13 protein-coding genes are annotated in these 15,765 nt (G+C 68.9%); 6 read left to right on the top strand and 7 right to left on the bottom strand.

All coding sequences use genetic code 11. The annotated features are described in order from the left end of the window. Positions 1-895 (top strand): peptidase U32 family protein (locus AACZ35_RS06405; RefSeq protein ID WP_339827299.1); only part of this gene is annotated, 895 nt, incomplete at its 5' end. A gap of 4 nt (positions 896-899) precedes the next feature. Next, complete coding sequence (locus tag AACZ35_RS06400; RefSeq protein WP_339827297.1) at positions 900-1,778, top strand: U32 family peptidase; 879 nt, start codon at positions 900-902, stop codon at positions 1,776-1,778. Between the two features lie 4 nt (positions 1,779-1,782). On the opposite strand, the gene fabB is transcribed toward AACZ35_RS06400, so the two are convergent. The 6 genes from fabB to AACZ35_RS06370 form a co-directional block, all read right to left on the bottom strand. Then, complete coding sequence (gene fabB, locus AACZ35_RS06395; protein ID WP_339827295.1) at positions 1,783-2,994, bottom strand: beta-ketoacyl-ACP synthase I; 1,212 nt, start codon at positions 2,992-2,994, stop codon at positions 1,783-1,785. Positions 2,995-2,996: 2 nt separating this feature from the next. Continuing rightward, on the bottom strand, positions 2,997-3,512 hold the full coding sequence (gene fabA / locus AACZ35_RS06390) for a 3-hydroxyacyl-[acyl-carrier-protein] dehydratase FabA (protein WP_339827292.1): 516 nt from the start codon (positions 3,510-3,512) through the stop codon (positions 2,997-2,999). 65 nt (positions 3,513-3,577) lie between these two features. Further along, entirely contained in the window at positions 3,578-5,047 is a 1,470-nt protein-coding gene (locus AACZ35_RS06385; protein WP_339827301.1) for an FAD-binding protein, read from the bottom strand. 26 nt (positions 5,048-5,073) lie between these two features. Further along, entirely contained in the window at positions 5,074-6,078 is a 1,005-nt protein-coding gene (gene nadA, locus AACZ35_RS06380) for a quinolinate synthase NadA (protein ID WP_339827290.1), read from the bottom strand. Next, positions 6,075-6,869 (bottom strand): SCP2 sterol-binding domain-containing protein, encoded by a 795-nt coding sequence (locus AACZ35_RS06375; RefSeq protein ID WP_339827288.1) that lies wholly within the window; start codon positions 6,867-6,869, stop codon positions 6,075-6,077. The genes nadA and AACZ35_RS06375 overlap by 4 nt, the downstream gene beginning before the upstream one ends. Positions 6,870-6,934: 65 nt before the next feature. After that, entirely contained in the window at positions 6,935-9,130 is a 2,196-nt protein-coding gene (locus AACZ35_RS06370) for a TonB-dependent receptor (RefSeq protein ID WP_339827286.1), read from the bottom strand. A gap of 206 nt (positions 9,131-9,336) precedes the next feature. Between AACZ35_RS06370 and AACZ35_RS06365 the strand changes: the two genes are divergently transcribed. Then, positions 9,337-11,442 carry a cytochrome D1 domain-containing protein gene (locus AACZ35_RS06365; RefSeq protein WP_339827283.1) on the top strand — a complete coding sequence of 702 codons (2,106 nt, stop codon included), beginning with the start codon at positions 9,337-9,339 and terminating at the stop codon, positions 11,440-11,442. A 74-nt stretch (positions 11,443-11,516) separates the two neighbouring features. Here the strand turns inward: AACZ35_RS06365 and AACZ35_RS06360 are convergent, their stop codons facing one another. Beyond that, positions 11,517-12,716: an alginate export family protein gene (locus AACZ35_RS06360; RefSeq protein WP_339827281.1), complete on the bottom strand. Its 1,200-nt coding sequence runs from the start codon at positions 12,714-12,716 to the stop codon at positions 11,517-11,519. Positions 12,717-12,960: 244 nt separating this feature from the next. On the opposite strand from AACZ35_RS06360, the gene nirK reads away from it, so the two are divergent. The 3 genes from nirK to AACZ35_RS06345 form a co-directional block, all read left to right on the top strand. Further along, positions 12,961-14,490 (top strand): copper-containing nitrite reductase, encoded by a 1,530-nt coding sequence (gene nirK, locus AACZ35_RS06355; protein WP_339827279.1) that lies wholly within the window; start codon positions 12,961-12,963, stop codon positions 14,488-14,490. A 2-nt stretch (positions 14,491-14,492) separates the two neighbouring features. Then, positions 14,493-15,272 (top strand): formylglycine-generating enzyme family protein, encoded by a 780-nt coding sequence (locus AACZ35_RS06350; RefSeq protein WP_339827277.1) that lies wholly within the window; start codon positions 14,493-14,495, stop codon positions 15,270-15,272. Beyond that, positions 15,269-15,765 (top strand): SCO family protein (locus AACZ35_RS06345; protein ID WP_339827275.1); only part of this gene is annotated, 497 nt, incomplete at its 3' end. The genes AACZ35_RS06350 and AACZ35_RS06345, both read left to right, overlap by 4 nt.

The following is a 15,765-nucleotide window of genomic DNA, read 5'->3' as shown; positions in this document are numbered from 1 at the left end:
CGCCTTCCCCGGCCTGAATTTCGACGAAGCCGATCTGCGCGCCGGCGTCGCTTATGCCCACCAGCGCGGCCGCAAGGTCTACCTGGCCCTGAACACCTATCCGGAAACGTCCCGCCTGCGTGCCTGGCAGGCCGCGGTTGACCACGCCGCGGAGCTGGGCTGCGACGCCATCATCGCCGCCGAGATGGCCGTGCTAGACCACGCCATGCGCGAACATCCGCGGCTTGCGCGGCACCTTTCCGTGCAGGGTTCTGCCACCACCGCGCCGGCCCTGCGCTACATGCACGAACGTTTTGGCATCAGCCGCGCGGTGCTTCCCCGGGTGCTTTCGCTGCAGCAGGTCGAACGCCTGTGCGAACGGTCGCCGGTGCCGCTGGAGGTTTTCGCCTTCGGCAGCCTGTGCATCATGGTCGAAGGCCGCTGCCAGCTTTCGAGCTATGTCACCGGCGCGTCGCCCAATCGCCACGGCGTTTGTTCGCCGGCGCGCTTCGTGCGCTGGGAAGAACACGAAGGCGGCGACCGCGGTGTGCGGCTCAACGGCCTGCTGATGGATCGTTACGCCCCCGGCGAACCCGCGGCTTACCCGACGGTCTGCAAGGGCCGCTTCGAGGTTGCCGGCGAAACCTTCCACGCGCTGGAAGAACCCACCAGCCTCAACACCCTGGAACTGCTGCCGCAGCTGGCCAAGGCCGGCGTCGCGGCGCTGAAGATCGAGGGCCGCCAGCGCGGTGTCGCCTACGTGTCGGCGGTCACCCGCACCTGGCGCGACGCCATCGACCGGCATCGCGCCGACCCCGACAACTGGAAATTGCAGCCCGGCTGGCAGAAGGCGCTTTCGGCCCACGCCGAAGGCCACCAGACCACCCTCGGCCCCTACCACCGCGCCTGGCACTGACCCGATGAAAATCAGCCTTGGACCCCTGCAGTATTTCTGGCCGCGTGAACGCACGCTGGACTTCTACCGCGAAGCCGCCAGCTGGCCGGTGGACGTGATCTACCTGGGCGAGACGATCTGCAGCAAGCGCCGGGAACTGGGCACGCGCGACTGGATCGCCCTGGCCGAAGAACTGGCGGCGGCGGGCAAGGAAGTGGTGCTGTCGAGCCTGGCCCTGGTCGAGGCCGAATCCGAACTCAACGCGATCCAGCGCATGATCGCGCACGGGGAATTCTGGATCGAAGCCAACGACCTGACGGCGGTGCAGTTGTGCCGCGAACAGGGCCTGCCCTTCGTCGCCGGCCCCAGCCTGAACATCTACAACCATCGCGCGCTGGAACTGCTGGCACAGGACGGCCTGCGCCGCTGGGTTCCCGGCGTCGAACAGGGCCTGCAGCAGGTGGACGACCTGCTGGCCGCCCACGCGGCGCAGGGCCACGCATTGCCCGAACTGGAAGTGATCGCCTGGGGCCGACTGCCGCTATCGTATTCCGCGCGCTGTTTCACCGCCCGCGCCCTGGATGTACCCAAGGACGCCTGCGGCTTCCGTTGCATCGAACATCCCGAAGGCCTGCCGCTGGCCACGCGCGAGGGCACGCCCTTCCTGCGCATCAACGGCATCCAGATCCTGGGCGAGGAAGTCACCGACCTCGGCCCGGAGTTGCCGACCCTGCGTGCGCTTGGCGTGGGACTGCTGCGGCTGTACCCGCAGGCCGCAGGTATGCGCGAAATCGTCGAACACTTCGACCTGGCCCGGCGCTCGCCGCTGGCGCCGCCGCGCCGGGGCGCGGTCAACGGTTACTGGCACGGCCTGCCCGGCAAACCCGGGCTGCCGGCAGGCTGAGGCTTCAGCCTGCGGTGCCGAACACCAGGCAGGCGTTGGTGCCGCCGAAACCGAAGCTGTTGGACATCACCGTGCGCAGCGTGGCCTCGCGGCTTTCGCGCAGGATAGGGAAACCATCGGCCTGCGGGTCGGGCGTGGTGATGTTGGCCGAGCCGGCCATGAACCGGTCGCGCATCATCAGCAGGCAGTAGATCGCCTCGTGCACGCTGGCCGCGCCCAGGGAGTGCCCGGACAGCGCCTTGGTGGACGACAGCGGCGGAATGGCTTCGCCGAAGGCTTCGCGCACGGAGCGCAGTTCGACCAGGTCGCCCAACGGCGTCGAGGTGCCGTGGGTGTTGAGGTAGTCGATCGGTGCTTCAACACCCTGCATCGCCATGCGCATGCAGCGCACCGCGCCTTCGCCGGACGGCGCGACCATGTCGGCACCATCGGAAGTAACGCCGTAGCCCAGCAGCTCCGCATGGATGCGGGCACCGCGGGCAAGCGCGTGCTCGTAGTCTTCAAGCACCAACATGCCGCCGCCGCCGGCAATGACGAAGCCGTCGCGGGTGGCGTCGTAGGGGCGCGAGGCCGTGGCGGGTGTTTCATTGTGGTGCGTGGACAGGGCGCCCATTGCGTCGAACTGCAGGCTCAGCGACCAGTGCAGTTCTTCGCCGCCGCCGGCGAACATGATGTCCTGGCGGCCGGCGCGGATAAGGTCGGCAGCGGCGCCGATGCAGTGCGCCGACGTCGCGCAGGCGGCCGAAATCGAATAGCTGGCGCCGCGGATGCCGAAGGCGGTGGCCAGGTTGGCCGACACCGTCGAACCCATGGTGCGCGGCACCATGTAGGGGCCGACCTTGCGCACGCCGCGGTTGCGCAGCAGGTCCGCCGCTTCGACCTGCCACTGGGTCGAACCACCGCCGGAACCCGCGAACAGGCCGGTACGGTCCGAGCGCACCTGGGAATCGTCGAGGCCGGCGTCGGCGATCGCGTCCTGCATGGCCACGTGCGCGAACGCGGCACCGTCGCCCATGAAACGCAGGACCTTGCGGTCGATGCGCGCCGGCAGGTCGATGTCCGGCGCGCCGGACACCTGGCTGCGCAGGCCGGCTTCCACCGCCGCCTCGTCGCGCCGGATGCCGGAAAGGCCGCTGCGAAGCGCCGCCGAAACCCGGTCAAGCTGGTTGCCCAGGCACGAGACGATGCCCATGCCCGTAATCGCGATGCGCCGCATGACTACATGCCTTCGGTGGAGGAGAACAGGCCGACGCGGAGTTCGTCGGCGGTATAGATTTCGCGGCCGTCCACGAACGTGCGGCCGTCGGCGATCACCATCTTCAGGCGACCGCGAACGACGCGCCGGATGTCGATCTCGTAGGTCACCAGCTTCGCGGTCGGCAGCACCTGGCCGGTGAACTTCACCTGGCCCACGCCCAGCGCACGGCCGCGGCCGGGTTCGCCAAGCCACGGCAGGAAGAAACCGGCCAGCTGCCACATGGCGTCAAGGCCCAGGCAGCCCGGCATCACCGGGTCGTCGGTGAAGTGGCAGGCGAAGAACCAGAGGTCCGGGCGGATGTCGAGCTCGGCGCGGATGAAACCCTTGCCGTGTTTGCCGCCGGTTTCGCTGATCTCGGTGATGCGGTCGAACATCAGCATCGGATCGGACGGCAGACGCGCGCCGTCCGGGCCAAACATGGCGCCGCTGGCGCACTCCAGGAGCTGGCTGCGATCGAAGGATTGGGGCACGTTCATGGGGGAGCGATCAGGGGGAAGTGCAAAACATTCGGCTGCCAATGTGGGGCATGACCTGCCTGGTATCAAGCAATTTCGCCGTACGCTGGCGTTTCGATGCCCTGGCGTATGTTGTGCCCCGACGTCGAATCGACCCGGTAATGCGCACCACGCGAGCGTTTCCGGGCCAGTGCGGGCGCCAGCAGCGCAAGCGCCAGTCGACCCTGCCAACTGCCGGCCATGGCAGGGCCGCCGGTGATGGCGGCCATGGCGGCGGCCAGTGATTCACCGCTTCTTAGGGGGCCGAGCGCAGCCGTGAGGTGCATGGTTATGTGTTCACGCGATTCGCTGTCGGCTTCGGGCCCGGCGTCCACCCAGTGGCGTACCGGTGCGGGCCGTTCGCCCCGGCTTCGCAGGCGCGCACCAAGCGCGCGCCCGCACACCACGCCTTCAAGCAGTGAATTGCTCGCCAGGCGATTGGCGCCGTGCACGCCGCTGCAGGCGACTTCGCCGACCGCATGCAGTCCGGCGAGGCTGCTTTCGCCCTGCTGACCGACGGCTATGCCACCCATGTGGAAATGAACCGCTGGCGTGACCGGTATCCGGTCGCTGCGCGGATCGATGCCGTGTTGCGCGCAAAGCGAGAGCACGGACGGGAATTGCCGCCACGCGGTTTCTTCGACCGTGCGCGCATCGAGCCAGGACTGTCCGCCGGCGCGACGGTGGCGCCAGAGCCGGCGCGCGACCACGTCACGGGGCGCAAGGTCGCCCAGCGGGTGCGTGCCCTGCATGAGCGGCACGCCCTGTTCGTCGACCAGGCTGGCGCCGGCCCCGCGCAGCGCCTCGGTAATCAAGGGCAGGTGCCGGCCGGACGAGGAAGCAAACGCCGTCGGATGCCACTGGATGAATTCAAGGTCGCGCCCTTCTGCGCCCGCCGCCAGAGCGAGGGCCAGCCCGGATCCGTCGGCACCCTCGGGATTGGTGGTGGCGCCGAACAGCGCGCCGATGCCGCCCGTGGCCAGCACCAGATCCGCGGCGGCCAGTGGCGCGACCTGGCCCACATCGCCACGCACGCGCACGCCGGCCACGCGCCCGTCCGCGGACAGACCGATGGCCTGCAGCGTGTGTCCCGCCAGCCAGTGCACATGCGGGGCGTTCGCAACCGCTGCGGCCAGCACCTGCATCACCGCGTGCCCGGTGGCATCGCCGCCGGCGTGCACGATGCGAGCGCGGTCATGGCCGCCTTCGCGGCCAAGGCAAAGCCGGCCGTCATCGGCGCAGTCGAAATGCGCGCCCAGCGATGCCAGCCACTGCACGGCATCGGGCGCCGCCAGCGCCAGATCCAGCACGGCGCCGACGTGGTTGTGGCAGGCGCCGGCCACCAGCGTGTCGGCGGCATGGAAAACCGCATCGTCGCCCGGGCCCACGGCGGCGGCGATTCCACCCTGGGCCATGGCGCTGGCCGTGCCTTCGGCGCCCCGGCTTCGACTGAACAGGACAACCGGCCGCGGCGCGGCCGCCAGCGCCACGCAAAGGCCGGCGATGCCGCCGCCCACGACCACCAACGGCGATGGGTCCGTGCTCAGGCGCGTTCGCCCCGTCCCACCGCCAGCATGCGTTCCAAGGCGCGCCGCGCGCGCGCCGCCACGTCTTCGGGCACCGTGACTTCCGGGGCCAGGTCGCGCAGGCATGCGTGGATGTTCTGCAGGTTGATGCGCTTCATGTGCGGGCACAGGTTGCAGGGCTTGATGAACTCCGTCGCCGGGAAACGCAGGCGCAGGTTGTCGGCCATCGAACACTCGGTGATCAGGGCCACGCGCTCGGGCTGCTCGCGCTCGAGCCAGGCCCCCATGGCGCTGGTGGATCCCACGAAGTCGGCCTCGGCCAGCACCTCGGGCGGGCACTCGGGATGCGCAACCAGGCGCGCGTCGAAGCGTTCGCGCGCGTGCCGCGCCTGGGCCGCGGTGAAGGTCTCATGCACTTCGCAGCGGCCGTCCCATAGCACCAGCTTCACGTTGGTCTGGATGGCCACGTGCGCGCCCAGGTAGCGGTCGGGAAGGAAGATCACCTTGTCCGCACCCATCGCCTCGACCACCTGCACGGCATTGGCAGAGGTGCAGCAGGCGTCGGATTCGGCCTTCACTTCGGCGCTGGTGTTGACGTAGGTCACCACCGGCGCACCGGGGTGGCGGGCCCGCAGCATCCGCACGTCGGCGGCGGTGATCGAATCGGCGAGCGAACACCCGGCCTGGGCATCGGGAATGAGCACCTTCACCTTCGGCGCCAGGATCTTCGCCGTCTCGGCCATGAAGTGCACGCCGCACAGGACCACCACCTCGGCATCGCAGCCGGCGGCGGCCTGGGCCAGGGCCAGCGAATCGCCGGTGACGTCGGCGACGCCATGGAAGATCTCCGGCGACTGGTAGCTGTGCGCCATGACCACGGCACCGCGCTCGCGCTTGAGCGCCTGGATCGCGTCGATCCAGGGCAGGTGCATCGGGACTTCGACGCAGGGCAACAGACGTTCGAGCTTGTCGGCCAGGTCCGCGTATTCGGCCATCAGTTCATCGCGCCAGGCTGGTTTCATGCCGGATCCCCTTGCCAGGCCTCGCGCGCCGCGCGGGCGGCACGCGCACCGCGGTTGAGCACGATGCGCACGCCCAGCGGCACCGACTCCCAGGGCAGGCGGTCGAGCAGGTTGCGTGCGGTCAGACCCAGCTCGGTGTCGCCGGTGACTTCAAGCCGGCGCTGGAAGAACAGTGTGTCGGCGTCTTCCAGGCGACTGGCCAGCAGCAGCAGGTCGGTGGCGCTGCCGCGCACGCTGGCTTCGGCCGGCGCTTCCACGGCGCGCAGGCGGTCGCCGTCGAGTTCCAGCACCCAGGCCAGGCCGAGGTCGCTGACCTCGATGCCAAGGCGACGGCCCTGCATGAACTCCAAGTCGCCGGCGCCGATGGGCTGGGCCAGCAGGCGGCCGACCGCCTGTTCCAGCACCTGCCGCTGCCAGGGCGCGGGCACGAGACGCAGCAGCGGCGCCCAGCGCCGGGGTGGCGGCAGCCAGCGCAGCGGAGATCGGGGAAGGGATGCGCTCATGGTTTCTCCGGACTCGGGTTCCTGCAGGCGGCAGGCATCGTCGATAAGAAGCTCCAGCTGGCCCCGGGCCAGGCCGGGCGGCAGCCCCAGCCGGCGCGCCAGGCCCTGGCCGCGAGCCAGCACCTGGTCTTCGCGGGCCGGGTCGCGCAGCGGCAGGCCGGCGCGGCGTTTGGCCGCGGCCAGCCGGGCGACCAGGCGGCGCCGGCCGGCCACCATCAGCAGCAAGGCGTCGTCGATGCCGTCGACGCCGCGCCGAAGCAGGCTTACCGCAAGGGGAAGTTGGCTCATGGCGGGCATTGCAGCGCCCGTGCGGGCGCCGCGCCCTGACCTCGGTCAACCGCGGGCGATTGCGCCTAGAAGTCCACCACCAGGCCCAGGCTCGCGCCCCGGCCCGGGCGGGAATAAAAGGCGATGTCGTCGGCGTCGGCCGGCAGCCCGCGCAGCGACGACCAGTCCCAGGCGGTGCGGTCGGTGAGGTTGAACAGCGACAGGTTCAGGCGCACGTGCCCGCCCAATGACGCCCAGGCGTGCAGGTCCCAGTTCGCGTAGCCGGGCGGCAGGAACAGCGGCCCGGCGCTCTCGTCCGCGCGGGTGACGCGCTTGACGCCGGTCAGGCGCAGCTCCGTACCCCAGCGGCCATCGGCCGATTCGAAGCCGGCGCCCAGGCTGGCGCGCGGCGGCGGCACGGAGTTAAGCGGCAGGTCGCGCGCGGTGTCGTCGCCTTCGGCCCAGGACGCCACGGCGTCGAGGTACCAGCCGCTGGCGGCTTCCGACAGCGACTCCAGCCACCAGCGTCCCTCGAGTTCGATGCCCCGGATGCGGGCGCGCTCGCGGTTGACCGACTGGAACACCAGCTGGCCGCTGGCGTTGCGGCCCATGTTGGCGCGCGACTCGATCAGGTCGCGGTAGCGGTTGTCGTACACCGCCAGCGTGCCGACCAGGAAGTCGCCGTTCCAGCGCACTCCCAGCTCCAGGCCTTCGCTGCGCTCGGGCTCGAGGTCGGGATTGGGCAGCGCGATGTAGTTGAAGGTCGGCAGGTTCAGGCCGATGTTGACGTCGCTGAAGGGCGGCGCCCGGAAACCGCGCGTGTACTGCGCGTACAGGCCCAGCTGGTCGCGGTTCCAGCGCAGGCCCAGCTTGGGTGTCAGCTGGTCGTTGTCCAGCGACGCCGGCACCACGCCCGGGTTGTCTTCCGACCACAGCGCATCGGGATGGGCACGCAGGCGGTAACTTTCCCAGCGCAGTCCGGGCACCATGGCCCAGTGTTCGCCAAAGCGGATCTCGTCCTGCCAGAACACGCCGATCTCGTCGGCGCGGCTGTCGGGAAAATCACGCAGCGGGAACACCTCGCCGATGATCACGTTGCTCGACGCGCCGGTGACGAGGTTGGTTTCGACGCCGTCGCGGTAGCCGCTGTAGTCGTGCCGCGCCAGGTCGATGCCGAACACCTGCCAGTGCTGCACGCCCAGCCATTCACCGCGCCACTGGGCGTTGAGCTCGAGACCGGTGCTTTCCTGGCCGAACACGAAGCGGCGCTCGCGCCGCGACAGGAAGGGCGTGGCCCGGTCGGCAAGCCGGAACTGGTCGCTGAACTGGTCGGTGCGGCTGTCCTGGCGATAGACCAGCAGTCGCACCGGCCCCAGCGGACCGACCTGCCCCCATTCGGCGCCGAGGCTTGTGCGCAGGCGTTCGTAGCGGTCATCGCCGGTCAGCGCATACGTGGTGGCGAACCGGCCGGGACCAAATAGCTGCGACTGCACGTCGGTGCTCCGACGGCCCTCTGCGCGCTCGACGATGGCGCTCCAACGACCGGCGGCACCGGCGTCCAGGCTCAAGCGGGCCAGGGCGCTGTCGTTGCGGAAGTCGGCGGGATTGGCGGCATAAGCGGGGTCGTCGGCGCCGTTTTTCATCTGCTCGCCCTGGCGCCGGCCCAGGGCCACCAGCGCGGACAGGCGCTGGTCGTCGCTGCGCGCCACCAGTCGCCCCGAAAGCCAGCGCGACTGGTCGCGGCTGCCGGCACCGGCGCGCGCCAGCCCCTGCCAGCGATCTTCGTCGTCCGACCACGCAGTTTCGGCGGGATCCGGTGTCCAGTAGGCGACCACGCCGGCCAGTGCCTTGCTGCCGTGCAGCGTCGAGGCCGGACCACGCAGCACCTCGACGCGGTCGACGATGCCCAGCTCGACCAGGTCGCGTCCGGCCAGCGCGAACTGGCCCACGCCGAAGCCGTCGGGCAGCGGCACGCCGTCGAGCTCGACGCCGACCCGGTTGCCTTCAAGACCGCGCACATTGAAGCCCTGCGCACCAAAACGATTTGCATCCGTGCTGACGTCAACGCCGGGCAACAGCCGGGCCAGGTCTTGAATGCCCTGCACGCCGCGGCGCTCCATGGCCTCGCGATCGATCCGGCTCACCGCACCCACCACCTGCTTCAGGGGTTCGGCGCTGCGGCTGCCGACCACCACCACGGCGTCGAGCGTGCGCAGCGTGTCGTCTTCGGCGGCGGGCGACAGGGCCGCTGCGAGGGCAAGTGCAAGGGGTGCAAGGGACATCTTCTTCACCTGGACAAGTCGATGGCGCACCGTACGACAGCCGGTGGCCGCCGGGAATTGACCCCCGTCAATCCCATGGCCGCCCGGCAGGGCAAACATCGTTGCGCTTGATGCAGGTCAGGGGAGACCAGCCAGGCCAGGACCAAGCTTGACCCGACGGCGGGAGACCGCCGAGCAAAGCCAAATCCACCAACGGGGATCCAGCCATGAAACGCACACTCATCAGTACCGCCCTGGCGTTCGCGCTCGGCGCCGGCGCCAGCTTCGCCTTCGCGGCCGAAAGCGACGTCGTCAACGAACGCGCTCCCAAGACCGAAGACCAGGCCGGCGAAGCCGCCTACCTGGCCAACTGCGCGGCCTGCCACCAGCCCACCGGTGCCGGCCTGGCCGGCGCGTTCCCGCCGCTGAAGGACTCCGACTGGATCAGGAAGGACCCGCAGGCCGCCCTGCAGGCCGTCCTGGCGGGCCTGAGCGGCAAGATCACCGTCAACGGCAACGAGTACAACGCCGTCATGCCGGCCATGAGCCACCTGGCCGATGCCGACATCGCCGCCCTGCTCAACCACGTGATGGACGATCTCAACGACCTCGACACCCGTTTCACCGCGGACCAGGTCGCCGCCGCGCGCAAGGACATCGCCGGCGCCTCCGACCCGGCCCAGGGCGAAGCCCACCCGGGCACCTCCCAGGCCGAAGCGGCCTACAAGGGCGCGCCGTCCACGATGGCCGCGGGCGACATGAAGATGGTACGCAGCCCCGGCGCCCCGGACATGACCGAAGAAGAGTTCGCCCAGGCGACCGACATCTTCTTCCAGCGCTGCGCCGGCTGCCACGGCGTGCTGCGCAAGGGCGCCACCGGCAAGCCGCTTACGCCCGACCTGACCCAGGCCAAGGGCACCGATTACCTGAAGGCTCTGATCAACTTCGGCTCCCCGGGCGGCATGCCCAACTTCGGCACCGGCGGCGAACTGACCACCGACCAGGTGGACCTGATGGCCCGCTTCCTGCAGCACACCCCGCCCAACCCGCCGGAATGGGGCATGGCCGAAATGCGCGAAAGCTGGAAGGTCCTGGTGCCGGTCGAGGACCGCCCGACCCGGAAGATGAACCAGTACAACCTTGAAAACGTCTTCTCGGTGACCCTGCGCGACTCGGGTGAAATCGCCCTGATCGACGGCGACACCAAGGAAATCATCAACATCATCAAGACCGGCTACGCCGTGCACATCTCGCGTGTCTCGCATTCGGGCCGCTACGTGTACACCATCGGCCGCGACGGCAAGATCGACCTTATCGACATGTGGATGGCCAAGCCCGACCGCGTGGCCGAGATCAAGATCGGCCTCGAGGCGCGTTCGGTCGAAACCTCCAAGTACAAGGGTTTCGAGGACAAGCTGGCGATCGCCGGCGCCTACTGGCCGCCGCAGTTCGTGATCATGGATGGCCCGAGCCTGGAGCCGATGAAGATCGTCTCGACCCGCGGCATGACGGTGGACACGCAGGAATACCACCCGGAACCGCGCGTGGCGGCGATCGTGGGCAGCCACCAGCACCCGGAGTTCATCGTCAACGTCAAGGAAACCGGCCGCATCCTGCTGGTGGACTACAGTGACATCGACAACCTCAGGATCACCACCCTCGACGCGGCGCGCTTCCTGCACGACGGCGGCTGGGACGTGACCAAGCGCTACTTCCTCACCGCGGCCAACCAGAGCGACAAGATCGCGGTGGTGGACTCGAAGGAGCAGCGCATGGTCGGCCTGATCGACGTCGACAAGATCCCGCATCCGGGCCGCGGCGCGAACTTCGTGCACCCGGAATTCGGACCGGTCTGGGGTACGTCGGCGCTGGGCAACGACAAGATCACCCTGATCGGCACGGATCCGGAAGGCCATGCGGAACATGCATGGAAGGTGGTAGAGGTGCTGCATGGCCAGGGCGGCGGTTCGCTGTTCATCAAGACGCACCCGAAGTCGCGCAACCTGTGGGTGGACACGCCGCTCAACCCGGAAGAGAAGGTGGCGCAGTCGGTGGCGGTGTTCGACATCGACGACCTCGATGCTGGTTTCGAAGTGCTGCCGATCGCCGAGTGGGCGAACCTGGGCGAAGGCCCGAAGCGCGTGGTGCAGCCGGAATACAACGCGGCCGGCGACGAGGTCTGGTTCTCGGTGTGGAACGGCAAGGACCAGCGTTCGGCCATCGTGGTGGTGGACGACAAGACCCGCAAGCTCAAGGCGGTCCTGGACGACGCCCGCCTGATCACCCCGACCGGCAAGTTCAACATCAACAACACGGTCAACGACGTCTACTGACCGCTGACGCACCGCGACAAGAAAGGGCCCCGCGATGCGGGGCCCCTTTTTTGTTCCGTGCCGGCCTCGGGGCCTCAGGGCCAGCTGCGTTCCACCTGCAGCCAGATCTTGCGCGTATCGCGCGCAAAGCCGTCGCTCCGGTAGTCCGCCACTTTCAGCAGTCCCGCGAACCCGCCCGGCAGCGGGAACGACAGCGACGCGTCCCATTCCCGGCCGTAGTCGGCGCCGCCGCGGTCGGCATTGAAATCGTGCCAGGCCACCGTCCAGCCCAACTTGTCCTGCAGCCTGCCGCTGCCGAACTTGCCCGACACCGACGCATAATGATCGTCCAGGCCGTTGGCCGGCGTCACCAGGAACTTGTCCGCCCAGCCATTGAACGCATGCAGCGTCGCCAGCGGCGTCTGGAACGCCGTGCTGCCGTTGCCGCCCAGCTGTTCCCAGCCCAGCTTCCAGGTCAGGCCCAAGGCCGTGGCCGATGGTTCGACAAGAAAGTAGCCGGCGTCCACACGCAGCGGATTGTCCGCGTGGTCGCGCTGCTTCGCGACCTCCAGCGTCCAGCCCAGCGTCGTCGCCGCCAGTTCGCGGCTGCCGGTCCAGCGCAGGCCCAGCGTGCGCGTCGAAGCGCTTGCCACGTCCTTGTCTTCCAGCCAGTAACCGTAGGCCACCACCGTGCCCACGGACGTCCGCCAGCTGGCATTGGCCAGGTGCGCGTCCAGTCGGCGCTCGCGTGCCAGCGGGTCGAGGGCCTCGTCGCTGAAGACACGATGCACGCGGTCGAGCCAGGCGTAGCGCAGCACCAGCCCGTCGCGCGGACTGAAATCCGTCACCAGGGCGTCATAGGTCTGTTCGTTCTGGCGCCAGCCGACGTTGCCGATAAAACGCTGGTTGTCCAGCAACAGGCGCTGGCGGCCAAGCGTCGCGCCGCCCTTCGTGCCCTGCCAGCGCAGCCAGGCCTGGTTGACCTCCAGCGAAGCGGGATCGGCCACCACCGGATAGCTTGTTTCACCATTGGCAGTGGAGTTGAAGCGGTCGTCCAGCGCCGCGATGCCCTCGAACTCCAGCCCGGCACTGAAAGCGCTGCCCAGCGTCTGGCGGTAGCCAAGGCGAAGCCGCAGGGTGTCGGCGTTGGCGTCGCGGGCGAAGGCCGCATCGTCAACCGCCTCGTGGCGATAGCGAAGGTGGCCGGACCAGCCGTCGTCGGCCGTTGCGGCAATGGCGGCATGCGACAGGCCGGCGGCGGCCAGTGCAAGCGTGATGCAGGTCTTGAGGTTCATGGCGAGCTTCCGAAGCAGGCCCGGATCGGGTCGTCGCGAGGGTGCGCCTGTTCGCGCGCCTTGCCACTGAGCCAGGTCAAGCGGGGAAGAATTTGTCGCATCACGCGGGGTTCACATCGCAGCGAAGGGGGTTCATGCTGTCCGACATGGGTTCTGCTTGACGCGCGTCAGGGAAGGACACGCGACTCCGCAGGAAGCTGTCGGCATTGAAATGCCTGAACGACCTACTACCGGAGACAAACTCATGAAGCGCCCCCTGCTCGTGCTTTCCATCGCCGCCGCCCTGGCCCTCGCCGGCTGCCGCGACAATCCCAACGCCGACCTCGACGCGCATGAAGCCGTTGTCGCCAAGCGCGCCGCCAGCAATGCGGACACCGGCGGTTCCCGCAAGGGCGACTTCGGTCCGCCGCAGGGTGAAATGATCGACGCCGTGCTCACCTCGCCGCCGCACGTGCCGCCGCCGACCAACCGCGACTACCCGGCCAAGGTGAAGGTCGAACTGGAAGTGCGCGAGGTCGACCTCGAGATCGCCGAAGGTGTCACCTACACCTTCTGGACCTTCGGTGGCACCGTGCCCGGCAGCTTCATCCGCGTGCGCCAGGGCGACACCGTCGAGTTCCACCTCAACAACCACCCCGATTCGAAGATGCCGCACAACATCGACCTGCACGGTGTCACCGGTCCCGGTGGCGGCGCAGCCTCGACGTTCACGGCGCCGGGCCATGGCTCGCAGTTCACCTTCAAGGCGCTCAATGCCGGCCTGTACGTCTACCACTGCGCCACCGCGCCGGTGGGCATGCACGTGGCCAACGGCATGTACGGCCTGATCCTGGTCGAACCGCCCGAAGGCATGCCGCCGGTGGACAAGGAGTTCTACGTCATGCAGGGCGACTTCTACACCACCACCAAGTTCCGCGAGAAGGGCCACGCCCCCTTCGACATGCAGCGGGCGATCGACGAGAACGCCACCTACGTGCTCTTCAACGGCTCCGAAAACGCGCTCACGGGCGACAAGGCCATCAAGGCCAGCGTCGGCGAGAACGTGCGCCTGTACGTGGGCAACGGCGGCCCGAACCTGGTGTCGAGCTTCCATGTCATCGGCGAGATCTTCGACAAGGTCTGGTACGAAGGCGGCACGCGCTACCAGGAAAACGTGCAGACCACGCTGATCCCGGCCGGCGGCGCCATGATCGCCGACTTCCACCTCGAAGTGCCGGGCAGCTACGTGCTGGTCGACCACTCGATCTTCCGCGCCTTCAACAAGGGCGCGCTGGGCATCCTCCAGGTGGACGGCCCCGAGGACAAGAGCATCTACTCGGGCAAGGAAGTCGACCACACCTACCTGGGCGACAAGGCCGCCAGCATGCAGCCGGTGGCCGACGCCGCCGCCGCGGAAGTGGCAGGCACCCTCACCCTGGACGACCAGGTCAAGGCTGGCCAGGCTTTGTTCGCCGGCACCTGTTCGACCTGCCACATGCCCGACGGCAAGGGCATGGCCGGCGTGTTCCCGCCGCTGGCGGGCTCGGACTGGATGACCCGCCCGCACGACGAACTGGCGGCGATCGTGCTCAACGGCCTCACCGGCCCGATCAAGGTCAACGGCGAGGACTACAACTCGGTGATGCCGCCGATGAGCCAGCTGACCGACGACGAGGTGGCCAACATCCTCACCTACGCGCTCAACAGCTGGGGCAACCCGGGTGGCCAGGTCAGCAAGGAAGACGTGGCCAAGGTCCGTGCCGGCACCGAACGCGGCGAAGGCGCGGCGCACTGAGCATGAAAACGGCCTGCGTCCTGATCCTGGCCCTGCTCCCCCTGCCCGGCGTCGCCGCCGGGCAGGACTGGGCCCGGCTGCCGGGCGGCGAATTCACTTCGGTGCTGCGCTACGAAGACACCAATGGCGTGCTGAAAGTCGCGCCCTTCGAGCTCCAGCGCCGGCCGGTCACCAACGCCCGGTTCCTGGACTTCGTCCGCAGCCATCCCGACTGGCAGCGCGGCAAGGCCCCGGAGCTTTTCGCCGAAGCACGCTACCTGCAGCACTGGGCCGGCCCCACCGAGCTGGGCGAGGCGGGTCCGGCCCAGCCTGTGGTCAATGTCAGCTGGTTCGCCGCCCAGGCCTATTGCGAAGCCCAGGGCGCGCGGCTGCCGACCTGGACCGAGTGGGAATACGCGGCGGCGGCCGACGAAACCCGCGCCGACGCCCGCAAGGATCCGGCCTGGCGCGAACGCATCCTGGCCTGGTATTCCCGGCCTTCGAACCAGGGCCTGGCCGATGTCGGCCAGGGTCCGGCCGACGTCAACGGCGTGCAGGACCTGCACGGCCTGGTCTGGGAGTGGGTGGACGACTACGCCGCCATGCTGGTTTCGCCCGACAACCGCGACCAGGGCAACCCCGACAAACTGCAGTTCTGCGGCGCCGGCGCCCTTTCCATGGACGACCGGGAAAACTACGCGGTGCTGATGCGCGTGGCCATGCTTTCGGCCCTGCAGGCCGAGGACACCACCGGCAACCTCGGTTTTCGCTGCGCGCGCGACATCAAGGAAGCCCCACGATGAAAACCTGGACCTTCACACTGGGCCTGCTGCTGGCCCTGGCCGCCGGCGCCCCGATGGCCGCCCCCGCCGACCTGCCCGGCGATTCCATCTACCGCCTGGCCGACACCTATACCGACCAGGCCGGGCGCGACTTCAGCCTCGCCGAGGGCCGCGGCGAGGTGCGCGTGGCGGCGATGTTCTATACCTCCTGCCGCTACGTCTGCCCGCTGATCATCGACAGCGCCAAGGGCGTCGAACACGCGCTCACCCCCGACGAACGCGCCCGCCTGCACCTGCTGCTGGTCAGCCTGGACCCCGCCCGTGATGATCCCGCGGCGCTGAAGCAGGTCTTCGACAAGCGCCGCCTCGACGCGAACCGCTGGACCCTGGCCCGCACCGAAGCCGCCGGCGTGCGCCGCCTGGCCGCGGTCCTGGGCATCCGTTACCGGCCCCTGGCCGACGGCGAGTTCAACCACACCTCGGCCCTTGTGCTGCTCGATGGGGAAGGCCGCAT

This window comes from uncultured Arenimonas sp. (genome assembly GCF_963976025.1).
Classification (GTDB): domain Bacteria; phylum Pseudomonadota; class Gammaproteobacteria; order Xanthomonadales; family Xanthomonadaceae; genus Arenimonas.
This window is presented reverse-complemented; position numbering and strand designations above follow the sequence as displayed.